Annotated in this window: 18 protein-coding genes and 1 pseudogene; 7 read left to right on the top strand and 12 right to left on the bottom strand. The window is 65.5% G+C overall.

The window, feature by feature from the left end; translation table 11 throughout:
- Positions 1-99 precede the first annotated feature (99 nt).
- Positions 100-522 carry a type II toxin-antitoxin system HigA family antitoxin gene (locus F6X39_RS14305; RefSeq protein WP_184063912.1) on the top strand — a complete coding sequence of 141 codons (423 nt, stop codon included), beginning with the start codon at positions 100-102 and terminating at the stop codon, positions 520-522.
- Between the two features lie 276 nt (positions 523-798).
- On the opposite strand, the gene F6X39_RS14300 is transcribed toward F6X39_RS14305, so the two are convergent.
- The 7 genes from F6X39_RS14300 to F6X39_RS14270 form a co-directional block, all read right to left on the bottom strand.
- A complete protein-coding gene (locus F6X39_RS14300) occupies positions 799-2,184 on the bottom strand; it encodes an undecaprenyl-phosphate glucose phosphotransferase (RefSeq protein ID WP_187617074.1) in 1,386 nt (461 codons plus the stop codon).
- Positions 2,185-2,220: 36 nt separating this feature from the next.
- Positions 2,221-2,955 carry a Crp/Fnr family transcriptional regulator gene (locus F6X39_RS14295; protein WP_090804319.1) on the bottom strand — a complete coding sequence of 245 codons (735 nt, stop codon included), beginning with the start codon at positions 2,953-2,955 and terminating at the stop codon, positions 2,221-2,223.
- A gap of 629 nt (positions 2,956-3,584) precedes the next feature.
- Positions 3,585-6,272, bottom strand: coding sequence for a glycoside hydrolase family 2 protein (locus F6X39_RS14290; protein WP_187617073.1), 2,688 nt, complete (start codon positions 6,270-6,272; stop codon positions 3,585-3,587).
- A 15-nt stretch (positions 6,273-6,287) separates the two neighbouring features.
- A complete protein-coding gene (locus tag F6X39_RS14285) occupies positions 6,288-7,361 on the bottom strand; it encodes a DUF1839 family protein (RefSeq protein ID WP_187617072.1) in 1,074 nt (357 codons plus the stop codon).
- On the bottom strand, positions 7,358-8,425 hold the full coding sequence (locus tag F6X39_RS14280; RefSeq protein ID WP_187617071.1) for an amino acid--[acyl-carrier-protein] ligase: 1,068 nt from the start codon (positions 8,423-8,425) through the stop codon (positions 7,358-7,360). The genes F6X39_RS14285 and F6X39_RS14280 overlap by 4 nt, the downstream gene beginning before the upstream one ends.
- Entirely contained in the window at positions 8,426-9,733 is a 1,308-nt protein-coding gene (locus F6X39_RS14275) for an acyl-CoA dehydrogenase family protein (RefSeq protein WP_187617070.1), read from the bottom strand. It lies immediately after the preceding gene.
- Complete coding sequence (locus tag F6X39_RS14270; RefSeq protein ID WP_090804328.1) at positions 9,730-9,981, bottom strand: acyl carrier protein; 252 nt, start codon at positions 9,979-9,981, stop codon at positions 9,730-9,732. The genes F6X39_RS14275 and F6X39_RS14270 overlap by 4 nt, the downstream gene beginning before the upstream one ends.
- A gap of 368 nt (positions 9,982-10,349) precedes the next feature.
- Here F6X39_RS14270 and F6X39_RS14265 point away from each other — a divergent pair, with 368 nt between their 5' ends.
- Entirely contained in the window at positions 10,350-10,883 is a 534-nt protein-coding gene (locus tag F6X39_RS14265; protein ID WP_184029325.1) for a GNAT family N-acetyltransferase, read from the top strand.
- A 98-nt stretch (positions 10,884-10,981) separates the two neighbouring features.
- Here F6X39_RS14265 and F6X39_RS14260 read toward each other — a convergent pair whose 3' ends face one another.
- Entirely contained in the window at positions 10,982-12,451 is a 1,470-nt protein-coding gene (locus tag F6X39_RS14260; RefSeq protein ID WP_187617069.1) for an oligosaccharide flippase family protein, read from the bottom strand.
- A 468-nt stretch (positions 12,452-12,919) separates the two neighbouring features.
- Here F6X39_RS14260 and F6X39_RS14255 point away from each other — a divergent pair, with 468 nt between their 5' ends.
- From F6X39_RS14255 to F6X39_RS14235, 5 genes and pseudogenes are all read left to right on the top strand, one after another.
- On the top strand, positions 12,920-14,770 hold the full coding sequence (locus F6X39_RS14255; protein ID WP_187617068.1) for an alpha/beta fold hydrolase: 1,851 nt from the start codon (positions 12,920-12,922) through the stop codon (positions 14,768-14,770).
- A 136-nt stretch (positions 14,771-14,906) separates the two neighbouring features.
- Positions 14,907-16,049 carry a mannose-1-phosphate guanylyltransferase gene (locus tag F6X39_RS14250; RefSeq protein WP_187617067.1) on the top strand — a complete coding sequence of 381 codons (1,143 nt, stop codon included), beginning with the start codon at positions 14,907-14,909 and terminating at the stop codon, positions 16,047-16,049.
- Positions 16,031-16,363, top strand: a pseudogene (locus F6X39_RS14245) (flavin reductase family protein); the annotation flags it as partial. The gene F6X39_RS14250 and the pseudogene F6X39_RS14245, both read left to right, overlap by 19 nt.
- A gap of 374 nt (positions 16,364-16,737) precedes the next feature.
- Complete coding sequence (locus F6X39_RS14240; RefSeq protein WP_187617066.1) at positions 16,738-17,457, top strand: FadR/GntR family transcriptional regulator; 720 nt, start codon at positions 16,738-16,740, stop codon at positions 17,455-17,457.
- Between the two features lie 183 nt (positions 17,458-17,640).
- Positions 17,641-18,687 carry a Gfo/Idh/MocA family protein gene (locus F6X39_RS14235; RefSeq protein ID WP_222945217.1) on the top strand — a complete coding sequence of 349 codons (1,047 nt, stop codon included), beginning with the start codon at positions 17,641-17,643 and terminating at the stop codon, positions 18,685-18,687.
- Positions 18,688-18,721: 34 nt separating this feature from the next.
- On the opposite strand, the gene F6X39_RS14230 is transcribed toward F6X39_RS14235, so the two are convergent.
- The 4 genes from F6X39_RS14230 to F6X39_RS14215 all read right to left on the bottom strand — a co-directional run bounded on the left by F6X39_RS14230 (position 18,722) and on the right by F6X39_RS14215 (position 22,462).
- Positions 18,722-19,381: an amino acid ABC transporter permease gene (locus F6X39_RS14230; protein ID WP_090804344.1), complete on the bottom strand. Its 660-nt coding sequence runs from the start codon at positions 19,379-19,381 to the stop codon at positions 18,722-18,724.
- Between the two features lie 185 nt (positions 19,382-19,566).
- Positions 19,567-20,361, bottom strand: a complete 795-nt coding sequence (locus F6X39_RS14225; protein ID WP_090805719.1) for a cystine ABC transporter substrate-binding protein — start codon at positions 20,359-20,361, stop codon at positions 19,567-19,569.
- 106 nt (positions 20,362-20,467) lie between these two features.
- Complete coding sequence (locus F6X39_RS14220; RefSeq protein ID WP_187617065.1) at positions 20,468-21,490, bottom strand: quinone-dependent dihydroorotate dehydrogenase; 1,023 nt, start codon at positions 21,488-21,490, stop codon at positions 20,468-20,470.
- 126 nt (positions 21,491-21,616) lie between these two features.
- Positions 21,617-22,462 (bottom strand): arginyltransferase, encoded by an 846-nt coding sequence (locus tag F6X39_RS14215; RefSeq protein WP_184029302.1) that lies wholly within the window; start codon positions 22,460-22,462, stop codon positions 21,617-21,619.
- Positions 22,463-22,467: the final 5 nt, after the last annotated feature.

Genomic DNA, 22,467 nt, shown 5'->3' with positions numbered 1-22,467 from the left:
ATTCGGCGTGTCACGGCGATTCACTACAACAGGCAGTCGTCATTCGCGCGTCACCGATTAACGCGCCGACGGCTTTTGGACGAGGACGAATTTAAACTCATGAATGCCGATCGCCTTCCGGGACCCTTTCCCGACATCTCCGCAACGTGGGCTGCGCTGAAGAGCCAGTTGCCGATCACGCCGATTCGCACCGAGGAGGATTATCACCAGATGGTGCGAGTCGCCAATTCGCTGTCCGATCATCTAAGCGGCAACGACAACGATCCGCTCGCCGATCTGCACGCGATCGTGACGGAACTGGTCGGTCACTGGCAAGCGCGCAACCTGACGATGCCAAAAGCGGAGCCGCGCGAGGTCCTGCGCCATCTGCTGATCACGCACGGACTCAAGCAGAAGGATCTGGCCGGCATCGCGTCGCCGACCGTGGTCAGCGATATTCTCGCGGGGCGCCGCGCGATCAGCAAGAAAGTCGCCAAGGCGCTCGCGGTACGGTTTCAGACCGATGTCAGCGCGTTCCTGTAGAGGCGGTGTCGCGCGGCGGACCCGTCCATGACGTGGTCCGTCGCGGCTGCTCATCTTGCGTCAACCACGGCGGCTGTCGATCGGGCCGCCGGCGTTGGCGCTTCTATTCGCCGCGGCATGTACGCGTTGTTGCCCGGTTGGGTGTTTTTCTCGAATGGAACGCAGGCGCATTCCGGCGATCCTTCAGCGCACCGCCTTCAGTACCCGCACTTCGCATGTGCCGCAGTGCCGGCACGATGACCGACACTCCCGGATGCGATTCCCTCGATGGCATGGTCAGAACGCGTTGCGGCCGACAAAGCCCTTGAAAATCGTGATGAAGACGATCTTCATGTCGAACCAGAACGACCAGTTCTGGATATAGAAGAGATCGAACTTCACGCGCGCTTCCATCTTCTCGACCTTGGTGGTCGCGCCGCGATAGCCGTTGACCTGGGCCCAGCCGGTGATGCCGGGCTTGATGCGGTAACGGTGCATGTAGCCGTATACCTGGTCCTTGTACAGATCATCGTGTTCGACCGCATGCGGACGCGGACCCACCACCGACATCTGACCGAGCAGCACGTTCAGAAACTGCGGCAGCTCGTCGAGACTCGTGCGGCGCATGAAGCTGCCGAGCTTCGTCACGCGCAGGTCGTTGCGGGTCGCCTGCGTGATCTGGCCGCGCTCTTCCTCGTGCACGGTCATCGAGCGGAACTTGTAGATGCCGAACGGCTGACCGTCGACGCCCTTGCGGATCTGCCGGAAAAACACCGGTCCCGGCGACGTGAGCTTGATGCCGATCGCGAGCACGGCGAACACCGGCGCGAGGACGATGAGCGCGAGCACGGCGAACAGGCGGTCGAACATCAGCTTGGGCCACATCTGCGGCGACGAGAATGGCGTCGCGCTCAGATTCAGCGTCGGCAAACCGACGACATCGACGATCGCATGATTGAACAGCGACAGACTGCGCACGTCGGGAATGAAGCGCAGATTGACGAAGTCGTGTCTGAAGGTGCGCGTGAAGCGGTAGATCGTGTGTTCCTCGGAAAGCGGCAACGCGAGCCACACTTCGTTCACGCGGTCATTGCGTACCTTCGTCGCGAACGCTTCCAGATCCGTCAGAACGGGTAGGCGGGTCAGACGCGCGCCATACGCGTCGTGGCCTTGCACGCTGGTGTCGAACACGCACACCGGTTTGAAGCCCGCTTGCGGCGCATGCTCGAGATGCGCGACCAGCGTGCGCGCAAACCCCGGTGCGCCGACGAGCGCGACGGTTCGCGCGTTCATACCGCGGCGACGTACGAAGCGCAGCACCACGTGCATGATGCAGCGTGTCGCGATGATCAACGCGCCGGAGATCAGCGTCGAGTAGCCGAGCCACAGGCGCGACACCGCATCCGTCCGATGCAGCGTGAACGCGAGCAGGAGCGCGGTCGCGACCACCATGAGCCACGCGGCGGCGATTCGCGCGAGCACCGGCGCGAGCGCCTTGCCGCGCCACGTCTCATAGACCCCGAAGCCCGGAAACAGCAACAGAACCAGCACACACTTGAACGCGATCAGAAGACGCTCGGTATCGGCCAACGCGATCGGTGCGGAAAAGCGCATCCAGTGGGCGAGCAGACCGCCTGCAATCACGAACAGTGCGTCGAGACATCGAGCAGTAATCCTGAACATAGGAAAATCGACCCCGGTCATCGAGCCGCGTGCCGCTTATTCGACGGTCTCGGCCTGGCGCAGTCGCGGCAGCAGACGATCGAATTCGCGTTTCACGAGGCCGTAGCATTCGCACGCGCGGGCTTCGAGGCCCTTGCGGTCGAGCACCTTGATATGACCGCGGCTATGATGAATCAGGCCTTCGTCGTGCAGCTTGCCGGCCGCTTCGGTGATGCCTTCGCGGCGCACGCCGAGCATGTCGGCAATCAGCTGCTGCGTGACGTTCAGATCGTTCGACGCCACGCGGTCCACCTCGATCAGCAGCCAGCGGCACAGTTGCTTGTTGAGCGCGTGATGGCGATTGCACGCGGCGGTCTGCGCGACCTGGGTCAGAAGAGCGTGCATATACAGCAGCATCAGGCGGCGCAGAAAGTCGGACCGCGCGAACTGCTGCTTGAGCGCCTGTGCGCTCATCCGGTAGGCGAAGCCCGCGCATTGCACCTGTACGCGGTTGGGCATGGTTTCGCCGCCCGTGAGGACCGGCACGCCGGTCATGCCTTCGCGGCCGACCGCGGCGATCTCGACGGAGCTGCCGTCTTCCATCGTCGAGAGCATCGAGATGATCGCGGTAGTGGGGAAGTACACATGATGGATCCGTTGACCCGAGTCGCATAGCAGTTGCTCGGTGCGCAGATGAACCAGTTCGAGGTGGGGAGCTAGGGCCTGCCATTCGTGCGACGGCATTGCGCCCAGCAGATGGTTACCGTGCAAATCGGATTGAAGCGTCAACATGATCGGTCCTCGCATGAGAGTCGCGCCTCGCGCGACTCTCTCCGTTTATTTGATCCGATGCCCGCATCCTCGGGAGTGGGCTGCCCGACGAGCAGCTTGGATGAACAGCATCGGCCCCGTTTTAGGCCTGTCTGCCACCGCCTCTGTTGTTGCGCTCGTGTGCGGTGGCATTCCGTTGCGTAGAGGTAGTAGCGAGGACCGTGCCAACGTTAGGGAAAACGCCTGCTGATGCGGCGCAGCGAAGAAACCCGCAGCGCGTCGGGAGAGTAAAAGCGGCTTTTTGTTTCAGTTCTGCACACCCCCACCGGATGGGGAATGCATCGTATGAAAGCTTTGGGTTTGGGCGAATCCCTTGATATCAAAGGCTTCACGGCCAAATACAGGGGTGCTGTCGAAGCTGTCTCAGATTTGAACCTGGCGCCGCATGCACGTTTTGAAGCGCTCCTCGTGAAGTGCCGGAAATGATTCAGAAGTGTTAAATGGAGTGCGTGCGCTGTCGCACGTAAGGCCTTTCAGAGCAGGCAACAGTTGCGTTCGAGCCAACAGTGAGCGAGCCGGGCAGACAGTTCGAGACCTGCGAAGCGAGCTTTGGGGCGCGTCGCGTCCGTGCGACTAGTTCGGAATGACCACTAGCCGTAGAAGATGGCGGATAGCGCATTGATCGCGCGGACTTCCCCCTGGGGTGCCCCGCATGTTTCATCCACTTTAAAGGCCGCGTTTGATGCGGGAGCAACGAGTTCTTGCGGCGACGCCGCGAAGGCGCTCGACAGCGGTTCGAGCGCATGCAGCGGCACGATACAGCGCCGGTTCGGCGCGAGATGGAACCAGTCGCGCGCCGCGCGATAACGGGGGTCAACGATATGAACGAAGCGCGCAAAGCGCTTCGTTTCGATCGCAAGCTGCCAGCCGCTGTCGTCGCCACGACGTTCGACCTCGACGGTCATACCGAGGTCATCACGCGCGTGCACGCTACGCTCGGGCAGATGAAACGCTTCGGACACGATCTCGCCACTCGCGGCATCGTAGAGCGTTGCAATCGTGACATCGTGCGCGCGTGGACCGAAGCGGTACGCATGCGTGAAATCGAAGAACTGGCCCAGATGCACGGCCGCACTGATGCGTTGCAGGCTGCGCGGGGCAAGCGTCAGCGCGCGTCGCGCGGATGTGAGCTTCACGCTGCCGTCGCGCAAACAGACCAGTTCGAGTTCGCCGCAAAACGTTTGTGCGCGCTCGTTGATCAGATGAATATCGAGGCCGTTCAGGCCTTCGTCGGTGAGCGTGATCTGCAACGGCTGCAGTGTCTGCGCGAAGCCGTGCAGCGCGCTTTTCGGCCGTCCCGTCGCGTCGATCACGCCCCAGCCCGCGCCCGCGCGCAGATCCTGCAACTGCCACACGAGGCCGCCGCCGCACGACGAGCCCGCGCGCCGCCACTCGGCGAACACGTCGCCGATCAGCTCGGCAACCACCGCGCGCGACAGATCCAGATAACGCACCGCATCTTCATAGCGCAAGCGCGCCGGCTCGACGCCGTAAAGCGCCTGCAAATAATGATCGCGCACGTCGTCGAAATCCCAGCCTGCGCCAGGATCGCGCGGCACGGCGGCTTTCCAGCGCGGATCGTGCGTGTGGATCGTGCCGAGCGCGTCGTGCAGCGTCGCCTCGTCGGGGACGTTGGCGAATGCCAGGCATTCGGCCGCGAAGCGCACCTGCGCGCGGCGCACGTCGGCAAGCGGGCGCTGATACGCGCCGACGCCGTAGTAGTGCGTGACGCCCTCGTTAGTCGAAAACGGCCACGCGCCGCCCGATGGCGAATTGCTGACATAGGGCACGTCCTCGCGATCGCGCGCGACGAGCGCGGGCAGCAGCTCGGTAAACAACGCTTGCGCTCGCTGCGCCGCGGGCAGTCCGAACATCGCCGCCTGCTGGTCGACCTCGCTGCCGCCGCACAGCACCGCGAGCGAGGCAAAGCGACGCGTGCGGCTCAGGAACTGGCTCGCTTCGCGCTCGATCAATGCGCTGAACGCTGCATCGTTCGGGTAGTCGAAATTCGCCAGCGCGAAGTCCTGCCAGATCAACAGGCCATACTCGTCGGCGAGCGCATAAAACAGATCGGACTCGTAGAGCATCGTGCCACCGACGCGCAGCATGTTCATGCCGGCGGCGCGCGCGAGCTCGAACGTATGGCGCAATTGCGTTTCGGTGCCAGCTAGCGTGACGAGATCGGCGCTGGTCCAGCACGCGCCGCGACAAAATACGGGCACTTCGTTCACGCGCAAGGCGAAACCCGCAGCATCGGCGCCGCGGTCCACTTCGATACGACGAAAGCCGATCGAGCCCAGAGACTGAGAGATCACGTTGCCGTCGACGAGCTGCAACGTCAGAGGATATAAAGTGGGCTCTCCATGGGTATGCGGCCACCAGCGTTTCGCGTGGGGCACGCGCACGTCGCCGGTGAGTGTATATGCATCGTGCCATTGCAAAGACGAAACATGGTCGCCGCAAGAAAGTGTCGCGCGGCAGGCCGCGACGTCGTGGGGGCGTACGAAACGTAAAGTCAACGAAACAACCCCATCCTCTTGCTCGAGCCGGCTGGTCAGATCAATCGTGTCGAATGCGTGCGGCGCGTCGCCGAGCATTTCGATCGGACGCCACGGGCCGACCGTCTGAATCGACGGACACCAGCCGGGCATATGGCCGAGCAGCGTGGTGCGCACGCTGCGAAGCGTCGGCGGCGACACGAGCCGCGGCCGCCAGCGCGCACGCGAGCGTTTGGCCGCCAACGCTGGCGTTAGTGAGCGAAAGCACAGCACGAGCGTCGCGCGGCCGTCCAGGTCGATATCCAGATCATGGGCGATGAACATCGATGCGGAATCGAGCCGCTTCACATCGTCGAGCCACACTTGCGCGAGCGTCGCGAGTCCATGAAAACGCAAGCGGCGCCGCCCCGTACCGATCAGCGTGACGCGATACCAGTGATCCTCGAATGCGAGCGCTGGCGGGTGATCGACATCGAGCAGACCGGCGGCGAGCCGCGCGCTCGCGACGGTGCCGGGCACCTGCGCGGCGAGCCAGCCTTGCGCGGGCAGCTCGGCCGGCGACGCATAGGCGTGCGGCGGGGTGCTCAGACAGGCCCAGCCGGTGTCGAGCCGTTGCGGCCATAGCGAGGGCGCGGCGCGGGCAGTGCCTGCATCATGCGCTTGCGCGATCGCGCCGGTCGCGCGCGCACGGCCAGCATCGCCCTCGTCAGCGGCAGGATCGAGTGTCGACACATCCACGGTCAATTCCCGGAAAAACCGCGCGGCACGAAGTGCGCGCAACAACGCATCACCGTATTAGCGCACCAGAGCGGCCAGCGGCGGCAGCGTTTTTTCATAAGCGCTTTCAAGCACGTCGAAGCAGTCTTCGCAGGTATCGCGACGGCCGCGCGCGGTCGCGCGAATGAGCCGGAACTGCATCACCATCGACTCCGACGCGATGCGTTGCGCGGCGGCCGGTATCGTCGGCGGGATCTCGAAGCCTTGCGCGAACAGCCACTGCAGATACTTCGACAGGAACTCGAAGTTCGCGCCGAGCTGCCGCATCAGATTGAACGAGTACAGATGGAAGTACGCCTCGTCGCGCTCGAACAGCGTATCGAGATGCGCGGGAAACGCGGCACGCCATTGCGAAATCGGATTGGTCAGCGGACGCCGTTCCAGATGCGCGCACAGCAGTTCCGCCGACGCCTCCGCGAGCGCGGTGCCTTCGAGCGCGGGCCGCGCCTGCTTGGCGAACTCGACGTACGGAAACAGCAGATCGGGCTGCGCGGTGAAATGCGGCAGCTTGCGAAACACGCCGTCGTAGTCGTCGCCCTCGAGCCGGTGGTAGCCGGTGTTGTGGAAATAGCCGAGGCGGCGCGCGGCGGTGTCGACGAAGTCGATGCCGATCGTGGTCTTCGGATGCTCGCGGCGATACGAGGTCGCGCGCGTATCGGGGAGGTAGTAGCCGTCGACCTCGACGAGCACGGTGTGGCCGCGCAGCGTCTGCGCGAGCACGCGTTCTTCGAGCGAGTCGTAGATCGCGAGCTCCTGCACCTGGGTGCCATACAGACGTTCGAGATCATCGAGCGGAAACTTGAAGAACGTGAACTGATCGCCTTCGAAATCCTGCGTGACCGTGAACGCGAGCGCCGCGCGCGGATCGAGCCCGAAGCCGTGCAGCAGCTCGATCCACAGATCGACATAGCAGTTGGTCTCCTGCCACACGCGTTCGCCCTGATGCAGCGCGTGCGCTACGTGCTCGCGCAACTGCGTGCCGGCACCGGGCACCGCGTGGCTCTGCTGATGCGTCGGCGGATCGCCTGCGCGTCGCGGCAACGACGAGTTGGCGAGCGCGCCGGCAAGCGCCGAAGTCGGCGATGGATTCATGCGCGCTCCCCGGCGACGGTCGCCGTTGGCGTCGCCTGCGCCGCCTGCAGCGCATCCGCGACGCGGGTCTCGGTATCGCCCCACAGCAGCGCGCGCACGTCGTCGGGCCACGCGTCGACGTCGAGCCCATGATGACGGAACAGCGCGAGCGTGATGCGTTCCATGCCGAAGCCGACACAGCCCGTATGCGCGGTCGCGCCGTCTTCGCAGGCGATCTTCCAGATCGCGCCGAAGTGGTCCATGTGATAGTTGAACGACAGGCAGGCCGTCTTGCCGCGCGGATCGGCGACCGCGATCAGCAACTCGAACTTGAGCGCCTGCGCGCGCTGACTATCGGCGACGATCTTGCCGCCGCGGCCGAAGAACGGATCGTTCGCGAGATCGACTTCGACCGGCAAGCCTAGCAGCTTCACAAGCAGCGAGCCGCGCTCGATCCACATCTGCCGGAACGCCATCACCTGCTCGGGGCTGCCGAGACGCACGTATTCCCGTTGACGGAACATCTGCATGCGGCCCGGATCGAGCGACGGCTCATGACGGAAGCAGTACGACAGCACGTCGACGGTGCGGCCGTCGGCGGGCAGTGCGCCGCGCCGCGCCATCACCGGATAGATCGGATAGCAGGCGGCCGGCGTCAGCACGACGCGCGTCGGTTTCTGTTGCGCGAGCCACGCGTCGCCGCGGTCGTCGTCGCTGTCGGCCATCGCATCGTCGAGCGCGCGCAGCAGACGGTGGTGGCCCATGTCGTCGCCGCAAAACGAATGGATGGTGCCCGCGAGATTCGGAAAGCTCTTCAGGTATTCGCTATCCTCGAAGTCGGTGCGGCGCATCGCGGGCGGAAAACGCAATACTTCGGCTTGCTGATCTTTACCCAGCTGCGTAATCGCGAGGTTCAGCCGGTCGATCACGTCCTCGAAAACCTGGCTGCGGCCATACAGTCCGTTTTCACCGGTATCGATCAGCAGGCCGGCGGCCAGCATCTCGTCGCGCAGCGTGAGCGAAGGCCCCACGTCCGCGGCGGCGGCGGCCGCGGCGATAGCGGCGGTATCGGTCATCAGCTTCATTCAGGGTCTCCCCGGCGCGGCAGGACGTTGCGCGAGCAGCAGACTCGCGGTGTTCTGCGCGATACGGTCGTTATTGATCATCAAGGGCGCCGAGTGCAGGTCGCGCAGATGGCGGCCGACGCTATAGGGCGTGCCGTTCTTGTAGCCCGCCATGCCGCAGATCATCAGCACTTCCTGTACGACCTGCAGCGCGGTGGTCGAAATGCTGGTCTTCAGCGTGTTCATGTCCGACGCGAAACCGAGCATCGCCGCGAGCGGGGCGTCCGCCTGGGGCGCGCCCTCGCGTGCCTGATGCGCGGCGCGCGCGGCCTCCAGCGCGACCGATAGACGCGCCTGCATCATCTGCAGCAGCCCGACCGCTTCGGCGAGCCGCAGGCCCGCCGGCGGCATCGTGCCGGGCTTCGCGCGCGCCTGCGCGCGGAAGAACGCTTTCGCGCGATTGACCGCGTCGACGGCGATGCCGGTCCATACCGACGCCCACAGCGTGTGCGACACGGGCAGCATGGTCTGATCGGCGATGTCGGCGAACGGCGTCGCGAGGATCTGTTCGGCCAGTCCCGTCGCGACGAGCCGGAAGCCCTCGCTGCAGGTGCCGCGCATGCCCATCGCGTCCCAGCCGCCACGCCGCTCGAGCTGCGTATCGGCGCGCAGCGCGACGATCAGCACCTGGTCGGACGCGGCCGCGTCGGCGGTGCGCCGCGCGGTCACGAGGATGCCGTCGGCGTGCGCGCCGTACGAGATCGTCGGTGCGAGCTTTTCGATCCGAAAACGCGCGCCATCCAGCTCCACCGAGCACGCGCTCGTGCGCATGTTGCCGCCGATCGTCTCTTCCGACGTCGCCGACGCGAGCAGCCATTGCTGCTCGGCCAGTTGCGCAAGCAGGCTCGCTTGCCAGGCGGAGGCGCCGCGATGAGAGTCGACGCACGCGACCTGGATCTGATGCATCGCATAGATCATCGCGGTCGATGCGCAGCCCTGCGCCAGCGTTTCGCAGATCGCACCGATATCGGCAAGCGACAGGCCCGCGCCGCCGAAAGCGGTCGGCACCATCGCCGACAGTAAACGCTCGGCCTTGAGCGCATCGAACGCCTCGACCGGAAAGCGCGCCTCGCGGTCCACGGCGTCCGCGTACTGCGCGGCGATCGCCGCGCAACGATGCGCTGCAGCACGCCATTCGGGACCGGTATCGAGCGCGCTCAGCGCCCCGGTGGCAGCGCCCTGGCCAGCGCCGGTCCGGGCGTCGGTAGTCGAGTTCGAGGCCGCCCCGCAGGCCGCTGCGGCGGCCTGACCCAGCAGCGGCGCACTCATGCTGCCGCCTTGGCCTGCTGCAACTCCGTCATCGCGGCGGCCATCGAGTCGATGCTCGAGAACAGGCGGCGCGTCAGCATACGGTCAGGAATTTCGACGTTGAATTCGTCTTCCATGGCAAGCATCAGATGCACGGTCGCGAGCGATGAGAGTCCGGCAGCATAGAGGTCGGCGTCGTCGGCGAGGCTTTCCAGCGGGACATCCAGGCGTGCGGATTCGGAAAGGATGCGTCTCAATGCAGTTTTCATGCAGTGCTCCCCTTATGATCAAAGGTCTGCCGATGGGTGCCGAGGTCGAATGACGTCGGCACCTGATTTTCGTGTGCAGGTTCGTGCGGTGCGAAGACCGCGGCGTGCGTTCGCGATGGTGCAGTGCGGTGTTGCAGGCGGGCCTGCGTGATGCCATCCGCGCTACCGGGCGAACGTGGCAAGGCTGCGCTTCGTTGGCTCGTATTTAAGATTCGTCAACCCCGAGCGTCAGTGCGATGGCGCACGGAAGCACATCTTTAGCGCACGTTACCGTGTAGTCGATGATGAGGGACCGTCATGGATCGGCCCGCCGTCGCGCACGGCAGGCATCGCCGGACCCGCCGAAAATTTTGACAGCCGGGGGCGTGATGAACTGGAAAACGCTGGAGTTCGATCAGCTATCTGCACGTGAGTTGTATGTCGTGCTGCGTGCGCGCAGTGCGGTATTCGTCGTCGAGCAGTCGCATGTCTGCCTCGACGCGGACGGTCGCGACGAGCAGGCCTTGCATGTGTTCGCGGTCGAAGACATGGCGCGGCCGATGCCGGTGCTCGCCTATGCGCGGGTGCAGCCCGGCGATTCCGAAGATCCGGAAGTGACGATCGACAAGGTGCTGACGAGTCCGCTGCGGCGCGGCGACGGCACCGCCGAGATGCTGATCGAGCGTGTGCTCGAAGCGGTCGCCCAACGCTGGCCGGGCCGCGCCACGCGCGTGAGCGCACCGCTTGGCTTGCGCGGGTTCTACGAGCAGTTCGGCTTTCGCAAGACGGAGGGACCGTACCTCGAACACGGTATGCCGTTCATCGGTCTCACGCGTCAGGTGCGCGGCGCTCAGGCGCGCTTCGGTCTGAGGCGCCGCGAGCGCGACGGCGCATCGTTCGTCAATACGTTCGAACTGTTGTGATGCCGCGTCGGCTGGGTACGTGTTTTCAGCCTTGGCATCCAGGTCCACCGACCGTGAACGAGCGGTGGACCGGCGTCATTGATTGCGCGCGCCGGGACTCAGCCTTGTGCCCGTCCGGACGACGGCGCGCAACGCAGCCAGAGCCTGTAAAGCGCGTCGCGCAACTCGCTCGACCCGCGCAGCGACATGCCGAAGTTCGCCGCGCTCAACGCGAGCGCGACGACGATCGCCAACAGCAACGCGCTGATCGAATCCGCGAGCGCGAGCGCGACGAGCAGAAACGCGAGATGCGCGAGCATGTTGCGCACGATCGTCCATGCATGCAGCCGTGAGAACGCGAGCAGCACCGAGTAATCGAGCAGCACCTTCAGCACGACGACGACCGCCGCGCCCATGATGCCGAACCAGTGGATGCCGCACCATAACGCGCCGGTAAAGAACGGCAACTGAAGCCAGCTGACGCTCGCCACTGCCACGGGATGGGTCTGCGCCTGCAACAGGCTGCCGAGGATGCTCGACTGGCCGCTCAGCCACACGCCGAGGATCAGCACGCTCGCGACCGGCGCCGCGGCGGCGAGCTGCGGTCCGAGCCACAGCAGCAAAAACGGCTTCAGGGCGAACAGCGCGATGATCACGCATGGCGTAAATGCTCCATTGAGAAACGCGAGCGCGTTGTGCGCGAGCGCATCCGCATCCTCGCGCGACGCCGCCGACAGTCGCGGAAACAGGGTGCGCACCATCGCGAGCGGCAGCAGGTTCAAGCGATTGATCAGGTTTTGCGGCGTCGCGTAGTAAGTGACGAAGCGCGCACCGAGCAGTCCGCCGATGAACACGCGGTCGAGCGTCGACGCGATCATGTTGGCGCCGGAAAACATCAGCAGCCAGCGGCCGTTGCGGAACAGCCCGATCATCAAGCGCCATTGCGGCATCCGGATACGGCGAATGCCGAGCGCGCGAATGGCGGCCACGCCCAGCATCAGGCCGCCGACGAAACGCGCGATCACGGCGGCTGGAATCGCGATCGCGAGTGACGGCGAAAAGCAGAGGACCGCCGCGATCGGCAGCAACTGGAACAGCGCGGTGCCGAGCGTCTGGTTGATGTTGTAGCTCGTGAAGCACTCGACGCCGGTAATCGCGCCCGCGAACACCCAGGTCACGTTCGCGATCGGCACAGCGAGCGCGATCCACGGCAGGCTCGCCATCACTTCATGCTGGAACGTCGGCTCGATTTTCACGCCGTAGGTGATGTAGACGATGGCTCCGGCATAAATCAGCGCGCCGCCGATGATGCCGGTACCGAGATTCATGAACCACGCACTCCAGAAGATCGGTTCGATCGAATCGTCGCTGGCCGCGCGAGCTTTGGCGATCTGGTTTTCGGTCGCCAGACTGGTGCCCAGATCGAGGACGCTGAAGTAGCCGATCAGCGCCCACACCAGATTGATCACCCCGTAACGCTCGGCGCCCAGCAGATGAATGTAGGTGGGCACGGTCACGAGGGAAACGAAGGTCGGCGCGACGGCGCCGGCAAAGTTGATGAAGATGTTCCTGACGATGCTTCGTTCCATGTTCCATTGCCGGGCCGGTGAGAAGGGCCGCGCGGACACACGCGGCGGCATCAACTTTTCGCTGGTCTTGCATCTTGCCCCCGGGCGCCGCGTGACTGTGTGGGTGGCCGTACAGATAGCCGCGATCAGGAGGGGGTTAAATGGCAAAGGTCATAGGGTAGCGCGGTGGTTGGCCACGAGCCGGCCGCGCGCACCGCATTGCGGAGCATGCCCGGGCGCGCCCGCGCCGTTTCCACCACGTATTGCTCGCGGCCCGCTGCACGCAGCCGCCGGCATCGACTACAGCGCATGAGCGACGCGATCCGCCGCGCGTCGGTCCATGCGCGGGGCATGCTGCACTGCACAGCAGGCTCATCGACACACGCCAGCGCAGCGCGATTCGGAACCCAAACCAATGTGGCGCGACGCACATATGCGCGAGAGCACCTTTGTTGTAATCATTTGAAAAGGAAGAGTAAGGAGCGGACCGTGAGACCCATCGTCTTCGACGGCAAATTCGGCTGGTTGCATCCAGCCAACGGCCCGGATGGCGTTGTGATGTGTTCCCCGTTTGGCTACGACACGCTGTGCACGTATCGCGGCATGCGCCGGCTCGCCGAGCGCCTCGCCGCGCGCGGCATGCCGGTGCTGCGCTTCGACTACCCGGCGACCGGCGATTCAGCCGGCGACCCGACCGACGCCGGCCTGTGGCGCGCATGGATCGACAGCGTGAAGCAGGCGGTCGCGCAGTTGCGCGAGGCGACCGGCGTCGAGCGTGTCAGCGTGTGCGGTCTGCGTCTCGGCGGCATGCTGGCCGCGCTTGCCGCGCAGGAACTTGGGGATGTGCACGGTCTCGTGCTGATGTCGCCGGTGCTGTCGGGCAAGACTTACCAGCGCGAATTGCGCGCGCATTACCGGCAGTGGTTGAACGATCCGGCCGCGATGGATTGCGTGGTCGAGCCCGATACCGACGAGTTCGTCGAAGCGTATGGCTTTCGCATGTATCGCGACACGCTGCAAAGCCTGCTCGCGGCGGATCTGTATCGCGCGACGAGCCGGCCGGCCGCGCGCGTGCTGCTGCTCGATTCACTGAACCCGGCGCGCGCCGGTGCGCTCGCCGCGCATTACAGCGAACATGGCGTCGAGCTCGAGCGTCACCCGTTCGACGAATACAGCCGCTTCATGATGGAACCGCTCGAAAGCGAAATACCGCACGCCGCGTTCGAGACCATCGAGAACTGGCTGCTGGCGGGGAGCGCGCAAACGGCCCAAACGGTGGCGCGCGTGCCTGAGCGAGGCGAAGAGCCGGCGGGCGGGCACTATGTCGCGCCGAGGCTGCACGAGACGCCGGTGTGGCTGAACGAGGGCAAGGTGTTCGGCATCTACTGCCGGCCCGACGGCGCCGCGGCGGCGCGCGCCCCGGCGGTGCTGCTGCTCAATACCGGCGCGGTGTCGCGGATCGGCAATGGGCGTTTCGGCGTACATTTCGCGCGGCGTCTCGCACGCCAAGGGATCGCGTCGCTGCGCATCGACGTCCGTGGTGTCGGCGACAGCATGCCGTCGTGCGACACGTTGAGCCTCGACGCGCTGTACTCTCAGTCGAGTGCCGGCGACGCCGCGTACGCGTCGCGCTGGCTTGCCGCGCGCGGTCATGCGGGCGCGCTGCTGCTCGGCATCTGCTCGGGCGCCTACACCGGCCTGCATGCGGCGACGCGCGAAGCGGCGGTGGTGGGCGCGGTGATCGTCAACGTGCAGAAGTTCAGATGGCATAACGTCTGCGACGAACACGGCAAGCCGATGATCCCGGTGTCCGCGTTCGGCTCGACGCGCAACTACATGCGCTCGATGAAGCAGCCGGGCAAATGGCTGCGCGTGCTCAAGGGCGAGACGGGCGGCTGGGGCCTCGTGCGCGAGCTGGTGGTACGCCAGCTCGCGCGGACCGGCGAAACGCTGGCCGACCGGATCGAGCAACTGTGTGGCCTCGAATTCGGCGCGCGTGACGAGCGGCATCTGTTCGCGAACCTCGAAGCACGGGGCGTCGACACGCACCTGGTGTTCGGTGTGCTGGACGAAGGCGTCGAGGAGCTCGAGCGCTACTTCGGCGTGCGCGGCGCGCGGCTCGCGCGCTTCACGCGCATTCACGTGGCCTTCTGCAAGCACACCGATCACGCGATCCTGTCGTCGGTGGCGCAGGAAAACATCATGTCGTACGTCGAGAACGTCTATCGCGGCGGCTTCACGAAGCTGCGTCAGCCCGACAGCGCGGCGCTCGACGGCGAGCTGCACAGGCACGATGAACATCGCGCCGCGGGGGCGTTGCGTCCGTTCGGAGAAGCATAGGGAGCACGCGGACAGACAGGGCCGCCCAGGCCGCAGTGTGTGTCGCGCGCATACGACTGAACGCGCGTGCGACCACGAGGCACTTGCTGGCGTCATGCCGGCCCGTGAACAGGATCTGGATTCGAGAGGATCGCAAATGAATCGAATGGTAGAACCAGGTAATTCGCCCGCGCCGCAGGCTGGGACCGCCGCCGCGCTGCGCGAACTGACCGTGCAACCGGTGATTCTCGCGAGCGGCTCCGGTGCGAGGCTGTGGCCGCTGTCGCGCGAACGCAATCCGAAGCAGCGGATCGGGCTGATGGGCGACCAGTCGCTGCTCGAAGCGACGCTGCGCCGGCTCGACGACGCGTTCGACCCGGCCGCGCCCGACGCGGCCCGCACCACGCCGCCCGCCGCGCCGCTGGTGGTCTGCTGCGAGGAACTGCGGCTGCCGACGCTCGAGCGCGTCGAGCAGTACCGCAAGCCGGTGCGCATACTGCTCGAACCGATGGCGCGCAACACCGCTCCGGCGCTGACCGTCGCGGCGCTCGCCGCGCGCGCATCGGCCGCGGCCGGCGACGATCCGATCCTGGTCGCGCTGCCCGCCGATCATCCGATCGCCGATCAAGCGGCGTTCGGCGCGGCGCTCGACGAAGCGCTCGCGCATGCTTCGCGGGACGCGATCGTCACGCTCGGCGTGCCGCCGCAGCGCGCGGCGACCGGCTACAGCTATATCCGCACCGCCGCGGCCTTGGGAAACCGGGGCGCGCGGACGATCGAGCGCTTCGTCGAGAAGCCCGATGCCGAGCTGGCCGAGCGCTACTTCGCGTCGGGCGAGTACTGGTGGAACAGTGGCATGTTCGTGGTGCGCGCGTCGGTGTGGCTCGACGCGATCGGCCTGTGCCGTCCGCTGATCGCGGCGGCCTGCAAGGACGCATTCGCAGGCGCGAGCATCGACGATGCCGGCGCGCTGCATCTCGCGCGCGACGCGTTCGCCGCGTGTCCGTCCGACTCAGTCGACTATGCGGTGATGGAGCGCATGGGCACCGACGCGCGTCTCGTCGGCGTGACGGTGCCGCTCGACGCGGGCTGGTCGGGCCTCGGCGCCTGGGACTCGGTATGGGACGCGTCGAGCAAGGACGGCGACGAGCGCTTCCTGCTGTCGGAGAATCAGTCGACGTTGATTCCGCTGGGCGTCAGGCATCGGCTCGAAAATGCTGGCAAGACGCCGCTGGAAATCATCGAGGTGCATTCGGGCGGCGATCCCGGCGAAGACGACATCGTGCGCTTGCACGGCTGATGGACACCGAGCTGTTCGGCGTCAGCGTGCTGTCGGAGGCGCAGCAGCCGCACAGCCGGCATTTCGCGGGCGAGGCGCAGAGCCGCTTCGCGCCGCCTTGCGCGCCGCGCTTCGCGGCGGTCGACGGCCTCGCCGGCGTCGTGCTGCTCGAGCATGCGGCCGCGCGCGTGGTGGACCGCCATCCGTGCGGCGACCATACGCTGTTCGTCGGCGAGGTGCTGGTGTTCTCGCTCGACGAGCACGCGCCGCTGCTGTTCTTCGGCGGCCGCTATGCGGCGGTCGCGGCGAGCGCGTCGAACGAAGACTCGGCGTGATGCGGCGTCCGCGCGCCGCGGACCCAACTGCGCCGCTTGCGCTTCGCACGACATCTTTGTTCGCCGGAACACGCAGGCGTCCGACCACGTCCGTGCAAATCAGACAATTTCATCACGCCAACGTGCGAATGCGCACAAATCAATCCCCGCAACGCAGGCACGCTTGACGAGCGAGCTTTGTGCCTGACGAAACAGATGGCGTTACACGAACGAAACAAATCTTCAGAGGGATAACCCTGTCAGGAAGTGTCCCACTGGCGCATCCGTTTCGAAGCTTGCAACGTATCGAAAAACGATTCTATTGGCATAACAGATACGTACGGGCCCTTCAATCAACAGGCCACGCGGGGTCAACACCGCTTCGGGGATATGTCATGGAACACGCAAACAAGGATCGCTCGTTGGTGAGCAAAGTCATGGACGGGCTCGTCAGCGGCATCGTCGAGGAAAAATACGGCGCGATTCTGCCGCCGCAGGATGTGCTGTCGAAGGAATTCGATGTGAGCCGCACCGTGATGCGCGAGGCGCTATCGATGCTGCTCGCGCGCGACATGCTCGACGTGCGGCCGAAGATCGGCACGCGCATCCGGCCGATGAGCGACTGGCGCATGATCGACGAGGACGTCGTCAATTGGCGTTTCCGCGCGAAGCCCGATCCGATGTTTCTGCGTGACGTGATCGAGTTTCGCATGCTGATCGAACCGCGCGCGTCGGCGCAGGCGGCCGCGCGCGGCAGTGCCGCGGAAGTCGCGGCGATTCGCGAGGCGTTCGAGGGGTTTCGCATGATCCGTCCGGGCGAGGCCGGCTATCAGGAAGCCGACGAGCTGTTCCATACGCGCATCGTGATCGCGAGCGGCAACCAGTTCTTCAAGCAGATGGCGGCGATCATTCGCGGCGCGCTGTCGACCCTCAATCCGATCGTGCACGACCGGGAAGGGCTGTGGGAGAGTGCGATCGCATCGCATCAGCGCGTCATCGAAGCGATCGAGCGGCGCGATCCGAAGGAGGCCGAGATCGCTGCGCTCGCGATGATCGATTACGCGGCCGAGGAGGTCGGCGGGCGGTTTTCCTCGGAGCCGCCGGCGCGGGTTTGAGCGTGATTGCGAGCGCGGGCTGAGCGTATCTGTGATCGTCCGGCGGGAGCGGCGGGGTGGGGTGTCGAAGGTCGGTGCGCGGCAGTGATGCCGCATGGTTCGATCGGCCGGGTTCGCCGCGTTCGCAAGCGGCATCGGTGACAATAGCGGCTGTTCCGAACCGCATGGACCTTTGCACACACGATGACAGATACGACAGCGGCACCGCACGCAGCCAGCACCCAACCGACCGATCGGGCAGCGCAGGACACCACTTCATCGCGCGAGATCCGCTGGGGGATCGTCGGCACCGGCCGGATTGCGCGCCGCTTCGCGCAAGGGCTCGCGTTCGTGCCGCGGACGCGGCTCGCGGCGCTGTGGTCGCGTCGCGTGGAACCGGCCCAGGCGTTCGCCGATGAATTCGGCGGCGCCGTCTGCGACAGTTTCGACACGCTGCTCGCGAGCGGCATCGACGCGCTCTATATCGCGACGCTGCAGGACAGTCACGCCGACTATGCGATCGCCGCGTTGCAAGCCGGGCTGCACGTGCTGTGCGAGAAACCCGCGTGTATCAATCGTCCGCAGCTCGAGCGCGTGCTCGACACCGCGCGCGCTTCGCAACGGCTCTTCATGGAAGCGATGAAGCCGCCGTTCTATCCGCTCTACAGAAGGTTGCGCGAGCGCCTCGCGGCCGAGCCGATCGGCGAGGTCGGGCTCGTGCGCGCGGGCTGCTCGGTGCCGGGCGTGCCGGCCGATCATCCGTCGCTGTCGTTCGAGCATGCGGGCGGTGCGCTGCTCGATATCGGCATCTACGAGATGTTTCTCGCGGTCGACTGGCTCGGCGCGCCACGCGACGTGCAGACCTTCGGCCGGCTTGGCGCGACCGGCGTCGATACGTTCGCGAGTCTGAACAGCCAGCACGAGCGCGGTGGTATCGCGCAGCTATTCTGCGGGCTCGATCTGCATGGCAAGGGCGATGCGCTGCTGATGGCCCAAGGCGGTCACGTGACGCTGCACGAGCCGTGGTGGAACCCGTCGCGCGCGACGATCCGTTACGCGGATGGCCGCGTCGTCGAACTCGACGAACCGTTCGAAGGCGGCGGCTTGAACTACGAGACCGCGCACTTTTGCGAGCTGATCCGCGCGGGTGTGCTGGAGAGTCCGCTGATGCCGCACGACACGTCGAGACAGATGATCGCGATGGCCGACGCGGCGCGCGCGGCGTTGGGGCTCAAGTTCGCTGGGGAATGAGCCGCTGCGGGCAACGAAAAGGAGCGGGCGGCGCTCAGTGCCGCGTCGGCAGCGACAGCCGCCGTTCGTACCAGCGCTGCGCCCACTCGAGCACCTGACACAGCACCCAGTACACGGCCGCGGCCGCAAGATAAAGCGGCAGCGGCTGGTAGGTCGACGCGATGATTTCCTGCGCGCTGCGCAGCAACTCGGTCACCGTGATGACGGACACGAGCGAGGTGTCCTTGATCAGGCTGATCAGGCTGTTCGACAGACTCGGCACCGCGATGCGCAGCGCCTGCGGCGCGATCACATAGCGCAGCGTCTGACGCCGCGACAGCCCGAGGCTGTATGAGGCGAGCCACTGGCCCTGGTGGATGCCCAGAATCGCGCCGCGCATGCTCTCGGACAGATACGCGGCGACGTTCGCCGACAGCGCGATCACGCCGGCCGGCGTCGGATCGAGCGAAATGCCGAAGCTCGGCAGACCGTAATAAATCACGAAGATCTGCACGAGCAGCGGCGTGCCGCGCATCACGCTCACGTAGACGCGCGCGATCCAGTTCAGCGGACGGCTGTGGCTGATGCCCATCAGCGCGAGCATGGCGCCGCCGATCAGGCCGAAGATCATCGACAGGATCGCGAACTTGATCGTCAGCAGCGCGCCTTGTGCGAGCACCGGCACCGATTGGAGCAGCAGGGATGTGATGGACATGGGCATTGTTCTTATTGACGCACAAAGCGCACATCATAAACTTTGGCGCGCGTTCAGGCGCGGGCCGCGCGATGCGGCTTGGGGTATACGCGACGCGCGGTTCGGCTCCCGCAGCTCGCGTGGGCCGCAAAAGCGCGAAGGGCGGCATCGTGATCGATGCCGCCCTTCGTTCGACTCCACGCGTGTTACTTGATCGGCTTGCTGACGTCGATGCCGAACCACTTGTCCGAGATCTTCGTGAAGGTGCCGTCCGCTTCGAGCTGGGTCATTGCGTCGTCGATCGCCTGCGCGAACTTCGGGTTGCCCTTTCTGAACGGAATGCCCGACGGGTTGCCCGGGCCGACGTTCGCGCCGGTGCGCAGCGGCAGGTTCGAGTTCTTCAGCAGGTACGCGAGCATCAGACGGTCGTTCAACGCCGCGTCGAGCCGGCCGGCGGCCAGATCACGCAGGTATTCGGGTGCGCCCGGGTAGGTCTTCACGTCGATGCCCGGCACTGCCTTCGCCATGTCCATGTAGTTCGTGCCGAGACCGACGCCGAGCTTCTTGCCCTTCAGGTCTTCGAGCGAGGTGAACTGGCGCGTGTCGTTCTTGCGCTGGATCAGTTGCGCCGCCGAGTACGTGTACGCCGGCGAGAAGTCGAGCGTCTGCTTGCGCGCGTCGGTGATGCCGACCTGGTTGACGATCACATCGAACTTGCCTGCCTGCAGACCGGCGATGATGCCGCTCCACTCGGTCGTGACGAACTCGGGCTTCACGCCGAGCCTGGCCGCGACCGCCTTGGCGATGTCGACGTCATAGCCGACCAGCTCGCCCGACGGCGCTTTCGAGTTGAACGGCGGGAAGGTGCCTTCGAGACCGATACGCAGCGTGCCGCGCTGCTTGACCTGGTCGAGCAGGTCTTCCGCGTGCGCGGTAACGGCGCTCAGCGACGCGCCGATCAGCGCGGTGGCGAGGAGCTTCTTCAACAGGCCGAATTTCATCGTGTTCCTTTGTACGTCTGATGTTTTGACGGTCGAGAGCATAGCAAACGAGCCTATCGCAACCTAAATACCGTTTGTTTATGTCTATATGCGGCGGCGCGGATGCCTAGCGCAACGCCTGCGCGCATTCGGCGACGAGCGCCGGACCTCGGTAGATGAAACCAGTGTAAAGCTGCACCAGCGACGCGCCGGCCGCGAGCTTCGCGCGCGCATCGTCGCCCGAGAAAATGCCGCCGACGCCGATGATCGGCACGGCCTCGCCGACTTCGGCGCGCAGCTTGCGGATCACCTCGTTCGACGCGTCGAATACCGGCTTGCCCGACAGGCCGCCGGCTTCGTCAGCATGCTGCATGCCGGCGACGGCGGTGCGCGACAGCGTAGTGTTGGTCGCGATGACGCCTTCGAATTTGTGGCGCAGCAAGGTGTCGGCGATCGACTTGACCTGCTCGTCGTCGAGGTCGGGCGCGATCTTCAGCGCGAGCGGCACGAGCTTGCCGTGCATGTCGGCGAGTCGTTGCTGCTTGTCCTTCAGCGCGGCGAGCAGCGCGTCGAGTTCGTCGGCGCCCTGCAGCTGGCGCAGGTTCTTCGTATTCGGCGACGAGATGTTGACCGTCACGTAGCTCGCGAACGGGTACACGCGCTCGAGGCAGTACAGATAGTCTTCAGCGGCGCGCTCGATCGGCGTGTCGGCGTTCTTGCCGATGTTAAGACCGAGGATGCCGCTATAGCGCGCGGCCTGGACGTTCTTCACGAACTGGTCGACGCCGGCGTTGTTGAAGCCCATCCGGTTGATCACCGCGTTCGCCTGCGGCAGCCGGAACATGCGCGGGCGCGGATTGCCCGGCTGTGCGCGCGGGGTCACCGTGCCCACTTCGATGAAGCCGAAGCCAAGCGCCGCCAGACCGTCGATGCACGCGCCGTCTTTGTCGAGGCCCGCCGCGAGTCCGACCGGGTTTCGGAACGTCAGGCCCATCAGGGTGCGCGGCGAATCCGGCACGCGCGCCGCGAGCGCGCCGGCGAGGCCGGTGCGACCGGCGGCGCCGAGCATGCGCAAAGTCAGATGGTGAGCGTCTTCTGCGTCCATGCGAAAGAGTTGGGCGCGAACGAGCGGATAAAGGGAGCTGAGCACGGGATGAAGCCGGACGGCCGGAAAATGGGAACCCGCTATTTTACCGGCTTTGGGCTTTGATGAGACTGGTGGGGCGTTGCCGGCGACGAGCAGGACCCGGCAACGACTCGACGGCCGGCGCCTCGACTACGGCCTGAGCGGCCCGCGTCGTCCATGCATCGCGAAATCGACCGGCGGCAGGTCGATGCTGGCCGGATCGAGCACGCGCCACGCGCCGTCGATCAAGCCTTCGAGCGGCCGGAAATTCGCCTTGTACGCCATTTTCGGGCTTTCGCGAATCCAGTAGCCGAGATACACGTACGGCAGGTTCAGGCTGCGCGCCTGCTCGATCTGCCAGAAGATGTTGTAGGTGCCGAAGCTCGCGTGCGGCAGGCTCGGCTCGAAGAACGTGTACACCGACGACAACCCGTCGCCGAGGATATCGATCATGCTGATCATGCGCAGCGCGCCCCGCGCGTCAGGTCGCCCGTCAGGTCGCCCATCGGGCTGCAGCGGCGCTGGCTCACGAAACTCGACGAGCCGCGAGTTGATCCGGCTTTGCAGCAGGAACTGCTCGTACTGGTCGCGGCTGTCGCGATCCATGCCGCCGCCCGCGTGACGCGCCGACTGGTAGCGCATATACAGCGCGTAATGCTCCTCGTCGTAGTGCAGCGGCGCGACGGTCGCGATCAGGTCGCCGTGCTTTCTCCATACACGCCGCTGCGTGCGGTTCGGCTGAAAACGCTCGACCGGCACGCGCACCGGCACGCACGCGCGGCAGCCGTCGCAATACGGGCGATACGTGAACACGCCCGAGCGCCGGAAGCCCGCCTTGACGAGGTCGGTGTAGACGTCCGAATTGATCAGGTGACTGGGAGTGGCGACCTGCGAGCGCGCGATGCGGCCGTCGAGGTAACTGCAGGGATAGGGCGCCGTTGCATAAAATTGCAGCGCGGAAAGCGGAGAAAGAGGCAGCTCGTTGGGATGAGTCACGTTGG

This window comes from Paraburkholderia sp. UCT2 (genome assembly GCF_014397665.1).
Lineage (GTDB): Bacteria > Pseudomonadota > Gammaproteobacteria > Burkholderiales > Burkholderiaceae > Paraburkholderia > Paraburkholderia tuberum.
Note: the sequence above shows the minus strand (reverse complement) of the source record. Positions and strands in the feature narration are given on the sequence as shown.

Excerpts from the sequence above, each read along its gene's own strand:
- F6X39_RS14240 (WP_187617066.1), top strand. The coding sequence starts at position 16,738 with ATGGAACACGCAAACAAGGATCGCTCGTTGGTGAGCAAAGTCATGGAC.
- F6X39_RS14250 (WP_187617067.1), top strand. The coding sequence starts at position 14,907 with ATGAATCGAATGGTAGAACCAGGTAATTCGCCCGCGCCGCAGGCTGGG.
- F6X39_RS14300 (WP_187617074.1), bottom strand. The coding sequence starts at position 2,184 with ATGTTCAGGATTACTGCTCGATGTCTCGACGCACTGTTCGTGATTGCA.
- F6X39_RS14225 (WP_090805719.1), bottom strand. The coding sequence starts at position 20,361 with ATGAAATTCGGCCTGTTGAAGAAGCTCCTCGCCACCGCGCTGATCGGC.
- F6X39_RS14230 (WP_090804344.1), bottom strand. The coding sequence starts at position 19,381 with ATGTCCATCACATCCCTGCTGCTCCAATCGGTGCCGGTGCTCGCACAA.
- F6X39_RS14305 (WP_184063912.1), top strand. The coding sequence starts at position 100 with ATGAATGCCGATCGCCTTCCGGGACCCTTTCCCGACATCTCCGCAACG.
- F6X39_RS14275 (WP_187617070.1), bottom strand. The coding sequence starts at position 9,733 with ATGAGTGCGCCGCTGCTGGGTCAGGCCGCCGCAGCGGCCTGCGGGGCG.
- F6X39_RS14280 (WP_187617071.1), bottom strand. The coding sequence starts at position 8,425 with ATGAAGCTGATGACCGATACCGCCGCTATCGCCGCGGCCGCCGCCGCC.
- F6X39_RS14295 (WP_090804319.1), bottom strand. The coding sequence starts at position 2,955 with ATGTTGACGCTTCAATCCGATTTGCACGGTAACCATCTGCTGGGCGCA.
- F6X39_RS14260 (WP_187617069.1), bottom strand. The coding sequence starts at position 12,451 with ATGGAACGAAGCATCGTCAGGAACATCTTCATCAACTTTGCCGGCGCC.
- F6X39_RS14265 (WP_184029325.1), top strand. The coding sequence starts at position 10,350 with ATGAACTGGAAAACGCTGGAGTTCGATCAGCTATCTGCACGTGAGTTG.
- F6X39_RS14285 (WP_187617072.1), bottom strand. The coding sequence starts at position 7,361 with ATGAATCCATCGCCGACTTCGGCGCTTGCCGGCGCGCTCGCCAACTCG.
- F6X39_RS14270 (WP_090804328.1), bottom strand. The coding sequence starts at position 9,981 with ATGAAAACTGCATTGAGACGCATCCTTTCCGAATCCGCACGCCTGGAT.
- F6X39_RS14235 (WP_222945217.1), top strand. The coding sequence starts at position 17,641 with ATGACAGATACGACAGCGGCACCGCACGCAGCCAGCACCCAACCGACC.